Source organism: Paenibacillus sanguinis 2301083 = DSM 16941 (genome assembly GCF_000374825.1).
In the GTDB taxonomy this organism is placed as follows: Bacteria; Bacillota; Bacilli; order Paenibacillales; family Paenibacillaceae; genus Fontibacillus; species Fontibacillus sanguinis.
Window position 1 is genome coordinate 156,796 of record NZ_KB895385.1, and the last position, 21,823, is coordinate 178,618.

Sequence of the window (21,823 nt, forward strand, 5' to 3'; positions counted from 1 at the left end):
CCATGGGAGCAAGCCCCCAAGCCGCCTGAGCAGATTAAGGCAAGGTATGTCTACAAAGACAAAAAAGGACAGCACCACCCAATAGGGGGTACTGCCCTTTCAACCATCTTTACCATACTTTAAATGTAAAACGATAGATTTCACTTGAGTCTAGTGTGGATCCACCAACAAATAGGCTATCTTCCCACCAGGCTAATTTGTAGAAGTCCTGAACATTGCGATAAATGATCGTATCGGACTGAAGCCTATTATTTCTCAGGTAGGCGACATGTAGCTCGTTCTTGCTCCACTGTCCGTCCAGCATTTGTATGTATGCAAGACGCGATCTACTCTCATCCCATTCAAAGCCAAGAAAGTCGCCTTTTAATAAGACCTCATATTCCTTCTCACCAGGGTCATACAGAAAAATGCCACTTGTTCCGTCTACTCTGCCCATCAGCATAAAATCTCCATTATTTAGCAAGGCATATTGCAGGATTTCTTCAGCGCGAATAAATAATTCATCATCCTGATCATCTTTGAGTGAATAGCGGTAGATGGCTTCATCGTTTGCTCTGAAAGAAACGATCATATATAGATGCTTCTGGTCCTTACTAATTGCCATGCTGTCAGGTAAAGCCAACACTTCATTGTCAGATACGCTAGCTGTGAATCGGGACAAACGAGACGCAAGCTCTTCATGAGTATAGAACCTTCGTTCCTTCCCGGACGACAAATCGACTTCCATATAACCAGTATCGTCATAACCCACATAGACATTCTCATTTAGAAAGAGGCGCTTGTATGCCTGATTCTGATCCAGCTTTTGGCTTACTCCATTCTTCCAGTCATAGGAGAAAGTCTCGGCTCCTTTACGATCTTGCTTGTATCGGGTATACACGATTTTCGTACGATCATAGGTAAAATCAACGCCGTAGTCCGTATTGGTCACGATATCCTGTACAGCATTGTCATCCATATGCAACAAGGAAAGCCTAACTCCCTGAAATGCAGGGTATATACTGTTGAGCAATATTGTATTGGAATCCGCGACCCAGAACCCGTACATGGCAAATCTATTGCTCTGCTTCGTGGCGCTTTCAATGAGAAATGCAGAATCCGAAGGCGGCGTGAGATGCTGACTTACCAGACTTTCCGGTATAATCGTGAGCCTCGGCTTGGTATTCATCCCCGTGAATAGACCACCGATTCCATAAAGTCCTGACACAAAGAACAATAGTAGTCCTGCAAGGATGAATACGTCTCTCTTTCCCCGCAGCCATTGGCAAATGTGTCTCATGTATGGTACACCGGCAGGATCATTTGGATTTCGCTTCCCTTATTCAAGGTGCTCTCCATCTTGACCTTCCCTTTATGCTGCTCAATTGTGTTTTTGACAATGGATAATCCCAGGCCTGCACTGCCCTTTTCCTCCCGATTCACATCATTATCACGATAGAACGGTTCAAAGATTCGTTCCAGCGCCTCCTCCCGAATGCCCTCTCCCTCGTCACGAATGGTAATCACAATCTCATGGCCTTGCTGGAAGGCACGGACTTGAATAAGAGAATTTACATACCCATACTTAATGGAATTATCCAGTACATTAATAAATACTTCCTTTAGCTTGTTCCTGTCGCCTTGCATGAACATTGGGTTCTCCACTTGAATATTCACGGATATATTGTATTTGGCTGCTTTCAGAGACATTTCATGACAGGTTTCCTGCAATACATCGGATATGTTCATGTGCTCGAACCGGAAAACCTGCCTTGGGGAAGCAGCAACAGAGGCATCCAAAATATCTACTACCATTGTATTAAGACGCTTGGTTTCATTAATGATAAAATTCATTCCCTTTTCATAAAAGGTATAATCTGTAAACCCGTTATCTCGTAAAATCTGCGCATATCCGAAAATAGTCGTCAGCGGGGTCTTTAATTCATGAGTCACATTATCGAAGAAAATTTTGCTGCGCTCCTGAACTTGCTTCACTTCATCTCGCTCATGCTCGATCACATCAATCTGTTCTTGGATTCGCTGAATCATACTTGAGAAGCTTAGCGCCAATTCTCCAATTTCATCATGCGAGCTCACTCGGATGTCCGCATTGAGATGCCCCTCTGATACGGACCTGGCGTGCTGCGTCAAGACCCGTATCGGCTTGGCCATTTTCCGAGAGATCACGATCGCCCCAATAAAGACACACACGAAAATAACAATGGCAAAGGCAGTAATCGTATTCTGGAATTGCATACGTTGCGCGAACAAATCGGCATAATCCATTTCAAAACGGATAATACCAATGACCCTATTCTCTCTGATCAGCGGTGCAGACAGGCTTGCCTCTATATGTCCTTTATTAATGCTTGTGCTATAAGCAATTTGCGAGTTGGCTGCTGCCTTTACGTCTTCCTGAACAATAGTAGCCGGCACCTCGTTTCCCGGAGCATGTCGGAAGGAAGCGCCGTCTGCACGGTAGAGATTAACCTTTCCTCCAATCGCCAGACCGATTTGCTTTTCGATCTCGTTGACCTCCGCCGCAAGAGTGGCTTCATCCATCCGTTTGTTCAGAAGAAGGAAGTATTGGCTGATGGCAATGTCCATGTTTTTTTTATAATTTACCATATCATTGTCTATCTCACGGTACATATTATCCACACTCACCTTATTGAACACGACTAATAAAGCAGCAAAGCCGATGAATATGATGACAGAAAACAATACAACCATCTTTAACTGAATAGTCCATTTCATATCTGTACCGATGCATCAAGCTTGTAGCCAATGCCAAAGACCGTTACAATCATAGAGCCTGATGAATGAAGGTGATCAAGCTTTTTACGAATTCGCTGCACGTGAATGTCTACGGTACGGGTATCCCCTGCGAACTCGAAGCCCCATACCTTACCCAACAGCTCGGATCTGGAGAATACTTGTCGATTATGGTCCACCAGAAATAATAGAAGGTCATACTCCTTGTTAGTTAACAGTACATGGGCTCCGTCTTTCCACACCTCACGCTCTTTACGGTATATTTCGATACGATGGTCCAGCCGAACGACATCCCGGGCCGGCTGCTCCAATGGCTCTCCTAGCAACTCGATACGTCTGAAGATCGCCCGAATACGGGCAACGACTTCACGAATATCAAACGGCTTCGTAATGTAATCATCCGCACCAATTTCCATACCGAGTACCTTGTCAAGCATGTCCGACTTGGCCGTAATCATGATCACTGGCGTTCGGGTTGTGGCAGACAGCTGTCTGCATATATCAAATCCGCTCATGTCTGGCAACATAATGTCCAACAACACTAAATCTGCGCTTTCTCTCTCCAACACCATGAATCCTGCTCGTCCGTTTGGTGCCTCCAGAATATCAAATCCTTCTTTTCGCAATGAATACGACAAAATATCGCGGACGCCCTCTTCATCCTCAATAATTAATATTTTTTTGGGTCTCATGCGGCTTTCAATCTCCCGTCTTCGTGTAAGATTCGCTCTTTCTATTCGTAACGCAGCGCATCGATAGGCTTGAGCTTGGAGGCCTTGAGTGCCGGATATACTCCGAAGACTACCCCGACCAGCACGCAACTGGTAAAGGAATAAATAATCGGCTGATACGAGAATTCGATCGGCATATTCGCTAACTTATGTAACAACCTGGCTGCGCCAATGCCAACAAAGATACCAATGATGCCTCCCATGATGCTAATAAAGATCGACTCCGTCAGGAATTGTGTCAAAATATTGCTGCGTCGCGCCCCGATCGCCTTGCGGATACCAATCTCACGTGTACGCTCGGTGACGGATACCAGCATGATGTTCATAATTCCCACTCCGCCAATGACAAGCGCAATGCCAGCCACGCCAAGCAGCAGCAAATTCATCGTATCGTTGACACCAGAGGACATAGACATAATTTCCGACTGCGTCGTAAATTCAAAGTCATCTTGCTCCTCAGGCTTCAGCTTGTGACTGCTGCGCAGCAGCTGCCGGATCTCCTCCTTGGCCTGATCAATCTTGTCGAAGGCGATCGCGGAGGCGTTCATTTCCTGAATATCCATCTGCCCGAACATATTTACCCCTGTGGTGATGGGAATGTATACCTGGTTGTTCATGTACCCCTGTGAGCTACTCGGTTTATTCATCACTCCAATAATTTTGAAAGGTATGCCTTTGAGTTGGATCGTCTGTCCTACTGCGGTAGAGACCGATTGTCCAAATAGCTTCTGTGCTACATCAGAGCCCAGAATGACAACGTTCATGTGGTTGTCCACCTCATGATGGGTGAAGGTGCGTCCGTAGTTCAGCGAGAGCTTTTTGACAAGGTGAAAGGACTCGTTAGTAGCATCAATCTGAGTATCGACCACCTGCCGCTTCCAGGTAGCTTTAGCCGAACTTAAAGCACTGGGCGCTATATGGGCAACGGAAGGAAGCTTCTCAATAGCTTCAACATCCTTGAGAGTGAATTTTTGGGACTGGACCATGTTCATCCAGTTATTCTCGTCGTAAGGCGCAAACGGATAAATCATGAGCAGATTGCTACCAAGCCCGTTAATCTCCTTCGTAATACTGGCAGTTGATCCACGTCCGATAGCCATGATGGCAATGACTGCGCCGATTCCGATGATGATCCCCAGCATGGTGAGAATCGTGCGGAGCAGATTACTGCGCAGACTACTCAGCGCTACTCGAATTGTCTCAAAGATATTCACTCTGCCACCACTTCCTCCCGCGCAAATCTCCGGTTCTCAACCGGATGATCCTGTTCAATTCGCCCATCTCGAAAGTGAATCAGTCGCTTGGTATACTCTGATACCTCAATATCATGTGTGACCAGTACAATCGTCTTGCCGCTATCATTGAGGTCCTGGAAGATCTCCATAATCTCGCGGCTCGTTCGTGAATCCAATGCTCCGGTCGGCTCATCTCCCAGCAAGATGACGGGATTGGCAACAAGCGCTCTGGCAATGGAGACACGCTGCTGCTGTCCTCCAGATAGTTCATTAGGCTTGTTGTACATCCGCTCGGCCAGCCCGACTTTCACCAGCGCCTCCATGGCCCGCTCGCGTCGCTCCCGGGCAGGCACACCTGCGTAGAGTAAGGGCAATTCAACATTTGCTAGAGCTGTCGAACGGGGGAGCAAATGGAACTTTTGAAAGACGAAGCCGATCTTCTCATTGCGAATATGCGCTAGCTCGTTTTCCCGCGCGTTGAGAATGGAATATCCATCCAGATAAAATTCGCCCGATGTGGGAGAATCCAGGCAGCCCATCACATTCATCATCGTGGATTTGCCAGAGCCCGACGGGCCCATGACAGTTACGAACTCTCCCTCATGAATAGACAGACTTACGTCCCGAAGCGCATGAATCTCTTGATCGCCCACATGATAGATTTTCCTTAGATTCCGAATCTCCATTACTACATTCATGGCTGAGTTGCTCCTCCCAAGTCATCCATCATGCCAGCGCCGCCGGGTGCAGGAATGACGATGGTGTCCCCTTCACTTACGCCTGACTTTAGCTCCACTCGATCTGTTGTGTAGAGTCCCAGCTCTACCGGCTTGAACTCATATGTAGATGGATTAGAGGGGTCAGCGGCAACATAAACTCCATCGGCTCCTCCGTTAGATTGGATGGCGGTCACGGGAACGAACAGGACATTCTCAACCTTGCTGAGCTCAACGTCGATGTTCATTATCATCCCCGTCTTCAGCTTGTTTTCCGAATTCGAGATGGAGAGCTCGGCAGCGTAGGCATTCACGCCTTCATCGGTAGAGACTTCTGGCGAGATGAAGCTGACGGTTCCCTCGAATTCTTCACCAGGATAAGCTGTCGTCGTCAGAATAGCTTTTTGCCCGGTCTTGACCTTCACAATGTCACTTTGGTTGATTTTGGTCGCTACCTTCAAGTCACTGGAATTGGAGTTGTTCATTACGATAAACGGTGCTGTAGGGCTTGTCCCCACATCGCCATTGACCTTAAGAATGACGCCATCCCAGGGCGCTGTAATCTGCAGCTTGTCCAGCTCATTGCGCTTTTGCTTTAGATCCGTCTCGGCACGGCTAATATCGATGCGCAGATTCTCCAGTGTAGTTTTCTCAACTGGATCATTCAGTTTTTTCAGCTCCAGTTGGGCCATACGGTAGGACATCTCTGCATCCTTAATTCCATTCTCAATCTGATCGCGAACCTTACGTATCTGGAGCTCGATTGTGTCATAGCTCGCTTGGGCCTTCTCCCATGCCTGCTCGGCTTCTAACTTCTCCTTATCGGAAATGGCGCCTGAATCACTCAGGAATTTTTGATCCTCATAGGTCTTCCTTGCCATTTCAAGATCACTCTTGGCCGTCTTAAGCTGATTTTCCGCCTCCTGAAGCTCATAGCTGCGCTTGGCAGTCTCAAGCGCCTCCGCAGCCTTCTGCACATTTATTTCCTGCAGCTCCACCTCGGTCGCCTTCGGTCCCTCGGTAGCCTCCGTCAGCTTGGAACGTGCCATACGGAGCGAATCCTCGGCATTCTTGATCTCCAGCTTGGCTTCCGTATCATTTAGCCGGCCCAGCAGCTGTCCTTGCTTCACCTGATCTCCAACCTTGACATTGACTTCAGCCAGCTTGTCTGTACTGGTGCTGTTAAAGTTCAGATTCACCTCTTTGGAGGCTTCGACCGTTCCGGTAACAGACAAGGTTTCGATGATGTCACCGCGTTCAACGATGACCGATTCATTCGGGATAGCCATCATGGCTGGCTCAGACTTGCCCATGAAGCTGTATGCAGCGACTCCCCCGCCGCCAAGCGCAAGCAGCGCGACCAGAATGATAATAACTTTCTTTTGACGTTTCTTCCTTAGCATCTGTAATGCGTTGTTCATTTGGTTCTCCGACATGTGCGGCTTCCTCCTAAAACCTTTGTGAGCGTTACTTCCTGAATCATCTTCGTACAAAACTCATTTCGGAAGCATTGGCTAACTGCTCCATGGTTTGTGCAAAGTATAGTTGGACTGAATCAGTCCAATAGCCAGATCGTTGATCTGCTGCTTCAACTGCTCGACATTCAAGCGGGCTTTGAGGAGCTCCAGCTCTACGATCAGGCCGCGTTCCCATTTCTTCTGAGCCAGCACCAAATCAGCTTCGGCAATGGCCAGATCCTCATTCAGTTGTGCATATTTTTTCTGCTCGTCCTGCATGGTGGTATATAGGGATCTTACAGATTCGGCGAAGTTATCCTTGCCGTTGGTCAGGGCCTCATTGGCATTTTTCAGGTCCAGCTTGACCAGATCATAATCCTCAGAGGTACCTTGAAAATTGTAATAATGCAGACTAATCTCCGCATTCTTCACAGCATCCTGCAGTTGCCAGACGGTGGGGTTATCTTTGAGTAGCCTTGTAATATGTATCTCGACATTCATTGGCTCTGGGGCCTGATAGACTGGAGGACTCACTAGAGTGAACTCGGTCCCTTTGGGCTTATTCATCAAGGTATTAAGCTCGTCCTTGGCCTTCTGCAAATCGGTGTTACTCTGCTCCAGCGTCAGTTCGGCATCCGAGCGTGCCTTGGTGCTGTCGATCTTGCTCTTCTCCGAGATCAGGCCCCGAGACAGCTTGGCGATGGCAATTCGCTCCTCCAGCTTGGCGATCTGAACAGATTCTTGAGCGACAAGGACTTTATTCTCCGCAGTGAAGATCCGGTAATAAGCTTTCATGGTCTGAGCATAGACCTTGTCCTTCTCGAATTCGCCTTGCTTCAAGGCTGACAGATAGGATAAATTAGCAGCGGTGTAGTCTCTCCAGGCAGAATTGTTGGCTGCGTAGTAGTCTGACTCTTCCGAGTTAGGCACGTATCCCAAAGCATCCGTGCTCTTTTTCAGTTCGAGATTCTTGCGTTCAAGCTCCTGTGCGGACGTCTTCAAGCCGAAGCTGTTGGCCTGAGCCCAGGCATTAGCCTGCTCCAAAGTCAGCTCCTGTTGTTTAGCGCTGGTATTGGCATTGGCCAATTGTGATGCCTGTGAAATAACAACCGGGGTAAGACCACTGGCAGGCGCCAGAGTTGCTTGAGCTAGCTCTGTTCCGGACGGCATGATGGACGCCGAATTCCCGGCAGCCCCGACAGCCAGCGGCATACTGAGGGCAGCAGACAATGATAGCAGCAACACAGCTGTGACTGGTTGATGTTTCATACGATGCTCCTTTCCAACTTCAGAATAAAAAATGTAAATCGTATATTTTCTTAGCTCTTTAGCACTATGGGCTTCTTTATTTTGCGGGAAACATTCGTGCTTGACTAGCCCTTTGGGCTAGATATTACAACTTAGATACATGCTTGTCCTATTACGAAACATATGGATGCTTGATCCAGTTATCCCCCCTCAGGACGCGCCGTGCAAATCATCCTCAAATCTGGAGCTGAACACAATGATCACGATCAGACCCTGACAAAGGTTACGGATTCATCGATAACGATACGCCAGAGCCTGGTATTGCGGTGCATCTAACATACCGAGCGAGTGGTATCGTCCGGAGCTTAATGCATGAACTTATTGAGTAAGCAAAAAGGGATGGCTCGCCACCCCTTTTCCTTAATGTCGCTCCTCAGAACGCTTCCACTATGAAGTTATATCAGAACTTGGGAGTTCGTGTATTGGGGGGGGTCCGGCACTTCATGAAATTATGAAGCTCAAGCTTCCCTCCTGCTAGGCTAATCCATCTGCCCGCTTCTGCGATGCTCCGGCCGACCGCTTCCGGTACTCCTTGGGCGAGATGCCTTCGGTTTTATTGAATGTATTCGTAAAGTAATTAGGATCGTTGAAGCCGACGGCTTGAGCAATCTCGAAGATTTTCATGTCCGTGCTTTTGAGCAAGAGTTTGGCTTTTTGTACGCGCAGATTCTGGATGTAGCCGGTGATGCTTTCACTCGTCTCTTTCTTGAACAGATTGCTGAAATAGCTGGCGTTCAGATGCACTTGGGCGGCAACTTCCGTTAGCCCACATTCGCCCATATAGTTCTCTTCAATGAACCGGATGGCCTGCTTGACCGGATTGTCATTCTTGCTGACCAGCCAGCTATTATGGGAGTGCAGGAACTCCCGAATATAGGTTTGCAGCCAGTCAACTACCTCTTGGGACGTGCCACATTGCTGCACCGCTCCCCATTCAATCGAACGCGAAGCCACCCTCCACTCGGGGAATTGCACCTGCACCAACCGCAGGAACGCGGTCGTCAGCAGCAACGCTTCGATTTTGGCCGTTTGCGGGGGCAAGCCGCCGATCCGTACCATTTGCTCCTTAAGCTCATTGTTCAACTGCTCATTATCCCCTGACATCAGCCAGGACACGATTTCCTTCTCTTTTTCATACTGTGCCGTCTGATTCAGCAAAAACTCATGAGCAGCGCTGCGCTCTGCCGTCTCCTCCCGATCCGTCCTGTCGCTATATCGCTCGTAAGCCCGGCGAAGGTCGTCGGCATGGCGACATGTCCCATGCCCATGGCAGGCTAGCTCCAGCTTCAGATAATGATGCACCGAATCATTGAGCGCCTGCGTCCAGGATGATGGCGTCTCCACTCCGAAGGCCGCATGATCCACCAACAAAGCCCATTCGGAGGAGCTTAAGGAGAACAGGCGGAAGCCTCCTCCTACCCATTTATTCAGATGCTCCCGTACCATATTGCTAAGCGCAAATTGCAGGAGAGGGATATCCTGGGTAGAGTATTGTTTTGCCGTAGATAAATACGCAGGGACGTTGAGAAAATAAAGCCCCCCTTCCTTCATCCGTCCGAGCAGTGCCTCTACCTCCCGCTTGTTACAAGACATCCCGAGAATGGCCGAGCGAAGCTGGCTGTCCTCATGCTGCCGCTTCCAGTCCTCCATTTGCCGCCGGGACTGATTCTCCTCAATCAGCCGTACATAGGTCCGGTCAAGCACACCCAGAATATCTCCCTCTACGCAAGGCTTTGTAATAAAATCCAGCACACCGTACTTGAGGGCCAACTGAGCATAAGCAAAATCCTTATACCCCGTAATAATCACAATCCACGTCTTCCAGCCACGGATCTTGATTTCCTTGGCCAGTTCGAGCCCATCCATGTGAGGCATACGGATATCCGTCAATAGCAAATCTGGTACGCCTGACTCCATCGCTAGCAGAGCATCCCGACCATTGGCCGCTTCACCCGCCACCACCCATTCACTAGAGCGCTTGCCTGCCAATTTCAACAATCCGTTGCGAAAATTGGGTTGATCCTCAGCGATAAACAGCTTCCCTCTCATCCATTCCCCTCCCCCTAAGTTGTATGCGCCGCGCTTCCCTATCCTATATCTCCTGCGGCCTCGTCCGAAGGGGAAGCCGGATATTCACAGTGGTTCCTTTCCCTTGTACACTCGTAATCTCTACTCCGTAAGGAGCCCCATACACGAGTTCGATGCGCCGCAGCACGCTCTTGAAGCCGATCCCGGTATTGCCTCTCTCAGGCAGCACCTCTCTGGCATCTGTTAAGGCTGCCAAAGTCTGTTCATCCATGCCACAGCCATTGTCCGCTACCTCAATACAGAGGGCATCTTCCTGCAAAGCCGCCTTCACCCGCAACACCCGGTCCTTATCCATATCGCGGAAGGCATGAACGAACACATTCTCCACCACTGGCAGCAGCAGACATCTCATCATCCGCAAGTCCAGCAGGCCCTCATCGGCCTGAATAATCGTCTCGATCTCCCCGGTGAACAGCTCCGTCTGAATCATAATGTAATTACGAATTTGCTGTAATTCCTCGCCCAACGTCGTATCGGTATTGACTGGCTGAAGCGAATATTTCAGCATCTCCGAGATGGCATTGATCAGCAGCGCTGCCTCCGCTTGATCTTCGTTGTATAGCTTCCAATACAATTCATTGAACAGGTTATGCAAATAATGCGGGTTCAACTGCGCCTGAATCGCCTTCAACTCCGATTCCCGCTGGCTGATCTGGGCGAGATATACCTTGTTGATCAGTTCGCTCACTTGCTCGGCCATGCTATTGAAGCTCTCGCTGATAAATCCCAGCTCATCCCCGGAACGGACGCTGATTCGCGCCGCGAAATCCCCGGAACGCAGCTTGCGCAGTCCCCGCATCAGATCAGCCAAGGGCTGTAGCAGCGTACGGGTTGAGAGCGTAATCAGCAAGGCGCTAAGCAGCGCCACGCCCACGCCGGCAATCACAAAGATATGAATGATGTCCTTGTTCTTGCGCTGAATCTCTTGCAGCGACACCCCTCCATAGAGGGTAAAGCCCGATGGCTCCAGTCGGTGCCGGACGAAGAAATAAGCGATGCCGTTCATCCGGGCATAATGAGGATCGCCAGCCTCAATCAGATGCATAAGCTGCGCCGTCTCCTCCCCGCTGGAATTGGAGTAGAGCATGCCCCCCATCGGCTCCAGCAACAGCACCTTGCCGTTGCCATTCTCCGCGAGATCCCGCAATACGCGGGATACTAAGCTCTCCTCCATCACCATAACCATCGTGCCATAGGGAGTCAGCTTATCATTGAGCATCCGCCGAGCTGCGATCAGCACCGTTCGGCGTCCACCAGGATCGACTGCACTCGGGAGACTGGCTCGCCCCCAGACCAAATTGCCGCGATACGTCTCCAGCTTGCCCATCACCATGTCCAAATCTGCTGGTTCCGGCTCGCCCGATGCCCCATTTCGAGACAAAACCGCCAGTTCTCCACGCTCATTGAACAAGAACACCGAGCGGATCGAGGGGGCATCTACTTGCAAATTAGTTAACTGCTCTTCGACATATTTGCGGTTCTTGAATTGCGTATACAGGTCTCCGCCAGGATCAAGACTTTCCCTAACGAATAATTCGATCGATTCATTCAAAATGATGGATTGCGATACCCGGCTGACCTCCTGGAAGGTAAGCTCCAATCGGGCCAAAGCCTGCTCGTTGGCAATGGAGAACTGCTTGCTGATCTCGCTCTCCATCATTTGGACATTCAGTCGGGAGACCAACCAGCCCGCCAAGACAAAGGCTAAAGTAACCATGCAGGACAGCAACACAATCAGCTTCAACTTGAAGCTGCCCTTGAACTTGTCGGCAATGCGTCTTGGCCAGTTCATTGCATTCAATTCTGGCTCCCCCCAAGATGTAGATGATTTATTCCGATTGTACCCCGTTACCCCGGGATTTTAAAAGAACAAACTTGGCCCGGCATCCGCCGGACCAAGCCCCTATTCTTTTTATGGGAATCCCTATTTCAGTTGGGAACGCACCATCTCTAGCACATCCGCGCCTAGGAAGGCAGTTTCCTTATTTTCCTGATACCAGGAGTTCATGTATTCCTCGATTTGCTTGCCGCCACTTCTATCCCAGGCTGCCTTCGCATCTGCCACTGCCTGCTCCGCCGTATAATTTGCCCCGCCAATAATCCCTTTAACATAGATATCGCTTAATTCCTTATTGACGTTGGTATTGATAACGACCAGATCACTTGGCAATACCGGCATATGCTCATAGTGAGTCAGAGCGGGATATTGAGCCTCAGGATCCAGCAAGAACTGATCCGCCGCGTTCATCATGTCCAGACCCGCCTTCTGATCCGGGTCTTCCAAATTGAAGGCTGCTGCCGAGGTCAAGTGTGGATTTTGCGGCAGAGAGTAGAACATGGTATAATCCGCTGCCCAATCCACTTCCTTCATGTTCTTGTCAGGATCGATCACGACAGGAGCATCGCCTTCTCCCTTCTTCCAATGTTCGCCTTCCAAACCCTTTCTCAAGATCAACGCCGTGTCTGGCTTCATCATAAAATTGAGATATTCCATCGCCGCCTTGGGATCTTTGGCACCAGCATTAAGCACCGTGGTCATTTGCAACGGATTAGTCACGTGATGAGTGAACAATCCCATGGGTGACCTGGGTTGTTGCATAGGAGCAATTTCCGCATCCGGCACCACTCTGCGGATCGTCCTGATATCGGTGACCGTACTCTCGAACCAGTTGTTAATGTGAGGTGGAAGGAATACACCAATCTTGCCATTCAAGTAATCCTGCTTCGCCTTGGAGCCGTTCTTGTCAGCCAGATAATCCCGGTCAATCAGCCCCTCCTCGAATAGCCTCTTCTTGAACTTCAGTGCCTCCAGTGTGTTATCCCAACTGCGGACAATGTGATCATCCTCCAGCAGCCACCCGTTCGAGCCAAACATGGAATCGACCATACCGCCTGAGGTATAGCTGATATTGGTTCCATACGTATCCTTCTGACCGTTGCCGTCTGGGTCCTGCTCTACGAAGGCCTTGAGCACGGTGTACAGCTCTTCGGTTGTCGTTGGCATCTCCAGATTCAGCTTCTTCAACCAGTCCACCCGGATAAAGGCTACGCTTTGCAGATGGGGTTCATTAATTTTGCCGATTTCGTACAGCTTGCCATCCGACTTGGTGCCCACATTGCGCAGTTGAGGATAAGCCTTCAGCAGCTTTTCATATTCAGGAGCATACTGCAAGTAATCATCCAGAGGCAGCAACTGCTTTTGTTGGTACAAGGAATCCCGGAATCCTGTATCGTAATCATTGACGATATCCGGGGCACTACCGGAGGCGAACATTACATTTAGCTTCTGTGTGGACTCCGACCGCAGCACAGGCACAAACTTGGCGGCTACCGGCGAATTCTCGTTGATCCATTGGGTCCAGCGATTCTCTTCTACCGTTCCCTCTGCAGCGGGGATATTCCCTCTGTCATAGTTGGATACGGTAATGATCGGCTTGCCCGCACTTTGCCCTTCTCCCTTGGATGAGCCGCAGCCCACGACCCCCACGGTTAACACCAGAACCAATACCGCAGATAACCAGACCCTCTTGCTCCATTTGAATGTTTGTACAGACATGTTGGAAGCTCCTCTCAATCGATAATGGAATATGTTGCCGCTAGCCTTTAATGGAACCCAGCATGATTCCTTTGACAAAATATTTCTGCAAGAACGGATATACGACCAGCATCGGTACCACCATCACCATGACGCCTACCGCCTTCATTTTCTCGGAGATCAGCTCCTGCTGCTGCGCCACGTCCATGGCCATCATGTTATCCATACTTTGAATTTGCAGCATGCTCTGGACGATCACCGTCAGATTCTGCAGCTCGGTCCGGTTAATGTACAGGATGACATTCATGAACATGTTCCAGTACCCGACGCCGTAGAACAACGTCAATGTCGCCAGCATTGGCAGGGATAAAGGCAGGATGATTCGACCTAACAGTTGCATCTCCCCACAGCCGTCAATTTGAGCAGAATCCGTCACTTCCCCCGGAATGTTCTCGAAGAAGCTCTTCATAATGAGCATATTATAGGTGCTTACCAATCCAACAAACCATAGAGACCAGTACGTATTTGTCAAATGCAGGCTGTTCATGACCAGGTACGTAGGAATCATCCCACCGCTGAACAGCATGGTGAATAAGGCGGCTGTCGTAATTGGCTTACGGGCATACATGTAGCGCCGTGATAATGGATACGCTGTTAAAACAGTGGTCAGCATACTCAGCGTTGTCCCGCACAAGGTGATAATCACGCTATTCGTGAACGCCCGCAAGGCTGGCGTGTTCTCGAAGAAATAAGCATATGCCGTAAAATCAAGGCCCACCGGCCAGAAATACACTTGCCCCAAATCCACCGCATGCCCCTCGCTTAAGGACAAAGCGACCAAGTGCAGGAACGGCAGAAGGCAGGTGAGCGAAATAATAATCAAAACGACGTGTACAAAGACGCTAAAGACTTTTCCTCCAGTAGACTCTCTCAACGTGATTCTCCCCCCTAAAATAGGCCCTGATCAAATTTCCGTGCAAGCGCGTTGGCCGACAATACCAGAATCAGCCCCACAAAGGATTCAAACAGCCCCATCGCGGTGGTCAAGCTGAATTGAGCTTGCTGCAGCCCCACCTTGTAAACGTAGGTACTGATCACTTCCGCTTGCCCCAGAACGGTCGGATTTTGCAGGTTATACACCTGATCGAATCCGACCTCCATCAAACGGCCCATCCCCAGGATGAGTAGAAGAATAATCGTGGGACGAAGTCCCGGCAGCGTGATATGCCAGATCTGTCTCAGCTTGCCTGCCCCGTCCAGTCCGGCAGACTCATACAAGCTGGGGTCGATGGACGAAAGGGCGGCCAGGTAGATGATTGCGCCGAACCCCATCTCCTTCCACATGCCTGAGCCGATAAAGATTGCCACCCATGAATCGGCACGGTACAGAAACGGTACGGCCTCCATCCCCCATTGCGCCAGCAATTTGTTGATGGTACCGCCGTCGATCGAAAATATAGTCAGGACAATCCCCGCAACGATAACCCAGGATAGAAAATGCGGGAGATAAATGATGGTTTGAATCCAGCGCTTCAGCCAGCTCTGACGAACCTCATTCAACGCAATGGCAATAATGATAGGAGCAGGGAACCCGAAGATCAGGTTGAGAACGCTTAGCTCAAGCGTATTCCAAATGACTTGCAGCGTAATCTTGGATTGAAATAAAATCTCGAAATATTTAAGTCCCACCCAGGGACTGGACAAGATGCCGTCACGGAAGTTGTAATCCTTGAAAGCGATAACAAGACCACCCATAGGAAAATACCGGAAGATCACATAATACAAAAATCCCGGTATCAGCATGAGGAACAGTGGAATATTCTGTCGGAACCTCTTCGTCTGGTAAAAGGCTTGCTTGGGCTTTAGCACCCTGTCCGTTCCAGCCGCAGCAGGTGTTGTTGTCATGGTCTAACCTTCTTTCTTGGTTGGATGCTGATCAGTTGATGTGTATACTGTACCGCAATCCTGGAAGACCTTACCTTGAGAATCTATAGGTTTTTCTATAAATTTTTTGTGTATCTCCGGGGTTGCCCCAAATACCTCAAGTCTCTATTCATCCAACGCCCAAAAAGAAGCAAAATATCCCCTTACAGCTTCGGTACCGCATTCCTGTCTCCAAGAATGAATAGCACCGTCTACTGGAAGGGGATATGACCTTGCGGATGGTTCCCATGATAGATCTATCGATTTTTCATTGATCTGCCTGCTTAGTAATTAGCGGCCGATCCGCCGCTTAGTTCACCTTCACGGCCAGCACATTCTCCTGTCCGGCGGTCACTTGGCCCGGATATTCCGTAATCTCCCCCACAGCGTCAAGCCCATGGGGAATAATAATCGACGTAATGTCAGGCAGCTCACGCCCGCGAATCAGCGCGGAATCAAATTCGAGCAGCAGTTGGCCCGCAGTAACGGAGTCTCCCTCCTGCACATGAGCGGTGAAGCCTTCGCCCTTCAGGGATACCGTATCTACGCCGACATGAATTAACGCCTGCACACCCGAGGCATGCTCGATAATTACCGCGTGCTTGCTCTTCATTAGATTAACAATCTTCCCGTCAAACGGAGCTGTCACTTTCCCCTGCTCCGGAATAATCGCAATGCCTTCGCCCATCATTTTCTCTGCAAATGCCGGGTCCGGGACCTCTGCCAAGCCTACAGCTTGTCCTGTCAACGGAGCCTTGATCCAGACTGTTTCCGTTTCTTTTTTCGGGACAGCCTGCTCTTTCTTGCGTCTGAAGAAACTCATTCTCCTACCATCTCCTCTTGTTGTTGGCCATGAACTGTTTTAACGTCCATCCTATGCGCCATCTCAGGATCCTATCCGTTGCGCTTATTTTCAGAATACCATCATCGGCAATATTCAACAAATTTTGCCCCCTGTACTGCTGAATATTACTATTTCCCCTTTAGAAATCAGGAAAAATATGTCTGCTCATCCCAAGTTAGGCGTGCTATATTGAAGAAGAAGCTGCTGTATTGGTGGTTGTTCATTACATATTCAAAAAGGAGCTATGATGAAAAAAATCGTTTATTCCATTCTTATGAGTTGGCTGGCGGTGACGCTAGGGTTATTCACCTTCGCCCCTTTAACCTACGCCGCTGCACCTAGCTCATACGCACTGTACGTGGACGGCAAGCTCTTGTCCTCTCCTTACCCGACGATTGTGCAAAATAATACGACCCTCGTCCCCATGAAAACCGTGCTTGCTGAATTGGGGTATACCACCACGCTTGATTCCAAGACCAAGATGATTACGGCGAAGCATTCCTCCGGTTCCTATATCGTTGTATCCGCAGGAAGCAAGACAGCCAAGATCAATGGAGTGGCCGTTCAGCTTCCCATAGCCGTTAAGGCCATGAATGGAACCGCCTATTTGCCATTATCGGCCATCAAGACCCTAACCGGTAAAGCCATTGGAGCCGACACTGCCCAAGCCATCGCCTGGATTGGTCAACAGCCTGCATCTGATGCAATGTACTTGCCCTGGGGAATCAGCCCGGAGCAATTGAAGAAATCTCTGGCTGGCAGACTGCTAATTGACGAAGGCGGACAAGGCGATATTTACATCCTTCTATATCAGGATTCTGCTATGAATGAAGAGACCTACATTTTCTATAATAACAAGCTGGCCAAAGCTGGATTTTCGCCTCCTGCTACCAATGATCAACTTGCCTTTTATATCGGGTTTTACCATGGTCTCGTCCAGAACACTACCGAAATTTACGGGGAGCCGTTGAGTAATACTGCCACATATGATAAAGACCATTTAGAAGCAGCTTCATTGGCAGATGGTGAGTTTTACATGAGTGTTTGGGAATCCGATGGCACGAAGATCATTGCCCTTTTAAAAGCTACCAATCAAGGCTATGCAGTCAATTTGCAATTGGTTGATATGTCCATAGAGACCCAGCTCAATGCAGCTATAGCTGCTATAAAATAAAAACACAAAACCACCCTACCCGCCTTGGGGGCAGTCCCCTATAGGCTGTATGGTGGTTTTACTAATTATTCCTTCTTTTCCGCCTTACACTATAATACCTCATCGCTGTGGGGAACCCTTTAATTTCTAACACTCCGTCATAAACCAAGGTGCGAAGCCGATATTCAAAATAAGCATCGCCAAATTCGCAATTCATTGGAGCGTCCTGAAATGTCCTGCCATTCCCCGCGCAACCGCGCTATTTCTTCCCTAGGCAAGCTCTGAAAGCTATTCACCACTTGCTCGATAGCCTTGCTAAGCTTGTCCGAACTAATTTCACCGGAGTAACGGTATTCAATTCTTCTGCCTGGCTGATTGTACAAATGCTCGCAAATCGAGCATGCATCATAGACTGCCACCTTATTGGGCTGGTCGCCAAGCAAGTGCAGCGCATGTCTCATCCCGGTCTGCTCAGTAGCATTACCGGCTGTCCAGATGACCACTTGCGCTTGCTCCGGAATTTGCCCAAATTGACGTAGGACTTTTAAGTATTCGTCCTCATAACTGGAATAGGCATCTGCTCCACCCAAAACATGATCCCGGAACCACTCATTCCGAGTCTGTCTGCCCTTTGGGGAATCCAGCGCACCCAGCGGCCCCATCCCGTAATCTTCTGCCAATACGATCACTGCATGCGTGTCAGATATGCCAAGTGATTTCAAAGCCTGCTTCATACTGCCTGCAAAAGAAAGGCCTGTTACGATATGTACATGTGTAGCATAAGGCGATATAGACTGCTCCTTAGTATAGCAAATCTTCCTAGAGGTAGAACATCTAATTCTGCACATTGCTATCACACGTAAAGTGTGCTAAATATATAGTTAACCCAGTCAACTATTAACCAGTTCATACAAAAAAACAGTGAGGTAACTACATGTCTGAGCATTATATTCAGGTATCAGGTGCAAGGGAACGCAATTTAAAAAACATAAATGTCCTGATCCCTAAAAAAGAAATTACCGTGTTTACAGGCGTGTCCGGTTCAGGAAAATCATCTTTGGTCTTTGATACAATAGCCGCAGAATCGCAAAGACAACTAAATGAAACCTACACCAGTTTTATCCGTCACCGCATGCCGCATTATGGAAAGCCTGATGTGGATATGATCGAAAATTTATCCGTAGCCTTTATCATCAATCAAAAACGATTAGGCGGCAATGCCCGTTCAACAGTGGGTACGATTACGGATATTTATGCTGTATTACGCTTATTATTTTCGCGGATTGGCGAGCCATTTGCAGGTTATTCAGATGTTTTTTCATTCAATAATCCGTCCGGAATGTGCGAGCATTGCGAAGGGTTAGGGAAGCTGGAAACCATTGATATCGACATGCTGCTGGATCAAAATAAATCCCTGAATGAAGGGGCTATCCGTTTTCCAACCTTTGAACCCGGAGGCTGGCGGTTAACCCGCTATATTCATTCCGGCTTTTTTGATAATGACAAAAAATTGAAAGACTACGCTGCCGAAGAATGGGAGCTGTTGCTTTACACGGATGGAATTAAAGTTGCAAATCCAGCACCGGAATGGCATAAAACCTCCTTGTATGAAGGCTTGCTTCCACGCATCAAGCGGAGCTTTCTAAAAAAAGAAGAAGGTGAAAAGGCCCGATACGGCAAAGAAATCGAGCGATTTATTGTCAAAGAGACCTGTCCCTATTGTCAGGGAGCGCGTCTGAACGATAAGGTGTTGTCCTGCAAAGTGAACGGTAAAAATATTGCGGAATGTGCGGATATGCCCATCCATGAGCTTCTGGACTTTGTTCAATCCATTCATGCTCCCGTAGCCGCTACAATGGTTTCGGAGCTCGTGCACCGGATTCAGCACATGGTATCTATTGGACTGGGCTATTTAAGCTTAAGCAGAGAGACCTCCACACTGTCAGGCGGAGAATCGCAAAGAATTAAGATGGTGAGCCAGCTTGGCAGCAGCCTGACTGACCTCACTTACATTTTTGACGAACCAAGTATCGGGCTTCACCCCCATGACATTAGCAAAATTAATCAGCTTATGCGGTTGTTGCGTGACAAAGGAAACACGGTTCTGATCGTAGAGCATGACCCGGACATGATAGAAATCGCTGACCATATTATTGATATGGGACCAGGGGCAGGAACCGATGGTGGGGAAATTGTATATCAAGGAAACCTGGATGGGCTGAAAACAGCAGGCACGCTCACCGGAAAATACTTAACCTACCGTCCCGAGCTAAAAACGGCTACTCGTACCCCGAAGGGTTGGCTTGCTATTCAGCATGCAACGCTGCATAATTTGAAGAACCTTTCGGTCGATATCCCTAAAGGGGTAATGACTGTTGTAACCGGGGTTGCCGGTTCAGGAAAAAGCACGCTTATTCATGGGGTGCTGCCACGCTTGTACCCTGAGACGGTTTTTATTGACCAGAAAGGGATTCAAGCGTCAAAACGTTCCAATATTGCGACCTTTACAGGCATCTTTGATATCATTCGGAAACAGTTTGCGAAAAGGAACGGCGTAAGCCCCTCCCTATTCAGTTTTAATTCACAAGGCGCTTGTCCTGCCTGCAAAGGTTTGGGCATTACTTATACAGATTTGGCGTTTATGGATACAATTGTCACCGTATGTGAGCAATGCCACGGCAACCGTTATACGGACGAAGTGCTTGCCTATCCGTTACGAGGAAGCAACATTGCCGATGTTCTAAACATGACGGTCACGGAAGCCCTGGATTTTTTTGAGGAAAAAGCAATCATTGCAGTATTGAAACGGCTTGCAGACGTGGGTATTACTTATGTTACTTTAGGACAACCACTAAGTACACTTTCCGGTGGTGAGCTGCAACGAATCAAGCTTGCTTCCGAGCTGGAAAACGCGGGGCAGATGTATGTATTGGATGAACCATCAACAGGTTTGCATATGGCTGATATCAAACAGTTGATTGGGGTAATGAATCGCCTGGTAGACCAAAATTCCACACTTATTGTCATAGAACACAATCTGGATATCATCTGTCAGGCAGATTGGATTATCGATATAGGCCCCTATGCAGGGCAAAATGGCGGTAATGTTATGTTTACAGGGGCGCCGAAAGACTTGATCAACTGCCCAAATTCCTTAACGGGGAAGCATTTGAAAAAGTATCTGAAAGAAAAATAGGAGGTTGTCCGATGGCTATAAAAGAATTGGAGGAAAGCTATGTTCCCTTTCAATGCATGATCGTATCCAATTCCAATCGGTTCAATGTTGAAGGTGTTTCAACAGCGCAATACTATATCCTCGATACCTTGAATAAGCAAGGGGCCAAAACCACAAAAGAACTTGCTGAAATGAGAGGAATCTCACAATCTGGCATTTCAAAATTAACCAAGCGCTTGCTGGAAAAAAAGTATATCACTCAGGAGAGGCAAATAAGTGACCGCCGCTCTTATCATATTTTACTTACCCAGGAAGGAAAAGCATTTTTAAATCGTGTTGAGGATTTTGGAAATGAAATAATGGACTTGATTGAAGAAGCATTGACCGAAGAAGAGGTGCGTGCCTTTTCCATGATGTGCAACAGGATTACGAGCTTATATGCCCGAGGTTGACATGATCCATTCGGGAGCAAATCAAAAACGAATATACCTCTAACGGGAAATCCTCATGCTAATTTGCCTATATTTCACCAAATATCACATATAACAGGAAATCATCATGTTAATTTTGGGCTCTTCCCGAAAAATCGACCATTTCATAATGATTAGCATGAGGAATGGACCTCTGTCAAGAAAGTGGACACTCTTTAACCGACTCTTCTCTTATTGAACTGCGCAGCAAAACGAACCGGTGATAAATAGCCTAGTGAACCGTGGATCCGTTTGCGATTGTAGAAAAACTCAAGATAGCGGTAGATTTCATCGTAGGCTTGTTGCTTGGTCTTAAATCGCTTGCAATAAATCAGCTCTTTCTTCAGAATGCTATGAAAAGACTCTATACAAGCATTATCATAACAGTTGCCTTTGCGGCTCATGCTGGCCTTCATGCGATACGTGTTAAGTTG

19 protein-coding genes are annotated in these 21,823 nt (G+C 48.4%); 3 read left to right on the plus strand and 16 right to left on the minus strand.

Annotation, left to right across the window (positions count from 1 at the left end; translation table 11 throughout):
• Nucleotides 1-109 precede the first annotated feature (109 nt).
• The 13 genes from C557_RS0116125 to C557_RS0116185 form a co-directional block, all read right to left on the minus strand.
• Nucleotides 110-1,279, minus strand: a complete 1,170-nt coding sequence (locus tag C557_RS0116125) for a hypothetical protein (RefSeq protein WP_018752926.1) — start codon at nt 1,277-1,279, stop codon at nt 110-112.
• Nucleotides 1,276-2,736 carry a sensor histidine kinase gene (locus C557_RS0116130; protein ID WP_018752927.1) on the minus strand — a complete coding sequence of 487 codons (1,461 nt, stop codon included), beginning with the start codon at nt 2,734-2,736 and terminating at the stop codon, nt 1,276-1,278. The genes C557_RS0116125 and C557_RS0116130 overlap by 4 nt, the downstream gene beginning before the upstream one ends.
• A complete protein-coding gene (locus tag C557_RS0116135; protein WP_018752928.1) occupies nt 2,733-3,446 on the minus strand; it encodes a response regulator transcription factor in 714 nt (237 codons plus the stop codon). The genes C557_RS0116130 and C557_RS0116135 overlap by 4 nt, the downstream gene beginning before the upstream one ends.
• Before the next feature lie 41 nt (nt 3,447-3,487).
• The gene (locus C557_RS0116140; RefSeq protein WP_018752929.1) at nt 3,488-4,699 is read right to left on the minus strand and encodes an ABC transporter permease; all 1,212 of its coding nucleotides are present in this window, start codon (nt 4,697-4,699) and stop codon (nt 3,488-3,490) included.
• Entirely contained in the window at nt 4,696-5,418 is a 723-nt protein-coding gene (locus tag C557_RS0116145) for an ABC transporter ATP-binding protein (protein ID WP_018752930.1), read from the minus strand. The genes C557_RS0116140 and C557_RS0116145 overlap by 4 nt, the downstream gene beginning before the upstream one ends.
• On the minus strand, nt 5,415-6,872 hold the full coding sequence (locus C557_RS0116150; RefSeq protein ID WP_018752931.1) for an efflux RND transporter periplasmic adaptor subunit: 1,458 nt from the start codon (nt 6,870-6,872) through the stop codon (nt 5,415-5,417). Before C557_RS0116150 ends, C557_RS0116145 begins: the two co-directional genes overlap by 4 nt.
• Nucleotides 6,873-6,950: 78 nt before the next feature.
• Nucleotides 6,951-8,162 carry a TolC family protein gene (locus tag C557_RS0116155; protein ID WP_018752932.1) on the minus strand — a complete coding sequence of 404 codons (1,212 nt, stop codon included), beginning with the start codon at nt 8,160-8,162 and terminating at the stop codon, nt 6,951-6,953.
• 513 nt (nt 8,163-8,675) lie between these two features.
• Nucleotides 8,676-10,250 carry a response regulator transcription factor gene (locus C557_RS0116160; protein ID WP_018752933.1) on the minus strand — a complete coding sequence of 525 codons (1,575 nt, stop codon included), beginning with the start codon at nt 10,248-10,250 and terminating at the stop codon, nt 8,676-8,678.
• A gap of 43 nt (nt 10,251-10,293) precedes the next feature.
• Complete coding sequence (locus C557_RS0116165) at nt 10,294-12,081, minus strand: cache domain-containing sensor histidine kinase (RefSeq protein WP_240472977.1); 1,788 nt, start codon at nt 12,079-12,081, stop codon at nt 10,294-10,296.
• A 132-nt stretch (nt 12,082-12,213) separates the two neighbouring features.
• The gene (locus tag C557_RS0116170) at nt 12,214-13,845 is read right to left on the minus strand and encodes an extracellular solute-binding protein (RefSeq protein ID WP_018752935.1); all 1,632 of its coding nucleotides are present in this window, start codon (nt 13,843-13,845) and stop codon (nt 12,214-12,216) included.
• 40 nt (nt 13,846-13,885) lie between these two features.
• Nucleotides 13,886-14,758, minus strand: a complete 873-nt coding sequence (locus C557_RS0116175) for a carbohydrate ABC transporter permease (RefSeq protein WP_026263523.1) — start codon at nt 14,756-14,758, stop codon at nt 13,886-13,888.
• Nucleotides 14,759-14,772: 14 nt separating this feature from the next.
• Nucleotides 14,773-15,729: an ABC transporter permease gene (locus C557_RS0116180; RefSeq protein WP_018752937.1), complete on the minus strand. Its 957-nt coding sequence runs from the start codon at nt 15,727-15,729 to the stop codon at nt 14,773-14,775.
• A 328-nt stretch (nt 15,730-16,057) separates the two neighbouring features.
• Nucleotides 16,058-16,570 carry a PTS sugar transporter subunit IIA gene (locus C557_RS0116185; protein ID WP_018752938.1) on the minus strand — a complete coding sequence of 171 codons (513 nt, stop codon included), beginning with the start codon at nt 16,568-16,570 and terminating at the stop codon, nt 16,058-16,060.
• A gap of 265 nt (nt 16,571-16,835) precedes the next feature.
• On the opposite strand from C557_RS0116185, the gene C557_RS0116195 reads away from it, so the two are divergent.
• Nucleotides 16,836-17,765 (plus strand): copper amine oxidase N-terminal domain-containing protein, encoded by a 930-nt coding sequence (locus C557_RS0116195; protein ID WP_083930210.1) that lies wholly within the window; start codon nt 16,836-16,838, stop codon nt 17,763-17,765.
• 61 nt (nt 17,766-17,826) lie between these two features.
• Here C557_RS0116195 and C557_RS25720 read toward each other — a convergent pair whose 3' ends face one another.
• Together C557_RS25720 and C557_RS23660 are read right to left on the minus strand one after the other, a co-directional pair.
• Nucleotides 17,827-17,961: a DUF3658 domain-containing protein gene (locus tag C557_RS25720; RefSeq protein ID WP_083930213.1), complete on the minus strand. Its 135-nt coding sequence runs from the start codon at nt 17,959-17,961 to the stop codon at nt 17,827-17,829.
• A complete protein-coding gene (locus C557_RS23660) occupies nt 17,930-18,592 on the minus strand; it encodes a DUF1835 domain-containing protein (protein WP_083930216.1) in 663 nt (220 codons plus the stop codon). Before C557_RS23660 ends, C557_RS25720 begins: the two co-directional genes overlap by 32 nt.
• 86 nt (nt 18,593-18,678) lie before the next feature.
• Here C557_RS23660 and C557_RS0116205 point away from each other — a divergent pair, with 86 nt between their 5' ends.
• Together C557_RS0116205 and C557_RS0116210 are read left to right on the plus strand one after the other, a co-directional pair.
• The gene (locus tag C557_RS0116205; RefSeq protein WP_018752942.1) at nt 18,679-20,940 is read left to right on the plus strand and encodes an ATP-binding cassette domain-containing protein; all 2,262 of its coding nucleotides are present in this window, start codon (nt 18,679-18,681) and stop codon (nt 20,938-20,940) included.
• Nucleotides 20,941-20,951: 11 nt separating this feature from the next.
• Entirely contained in the window at nt 20,952-21,371 is a 420-nt protein-coding gene (locus C557_RS0116210) for a MarR family winged helix-turn-helix transcriptional regulator (protein ID WP_018752943.1), read from the plus strand.
• A 194-nt stretch (nt 21,372-21,565) separates the two neighbouring features.
• On the opposite strand, the gene C557_RS0116215 is transcribed toward C557_RS0116210, so the two are convergent.
• Nucleotides 21,566-21,823, minus strand: a 258-nt coding sequence (locus C557_RS0116215; protein ID WP_018752118.1) for an integrase core domain-containing protein, incomplete at its 5' end; no start/stop codon positions are given.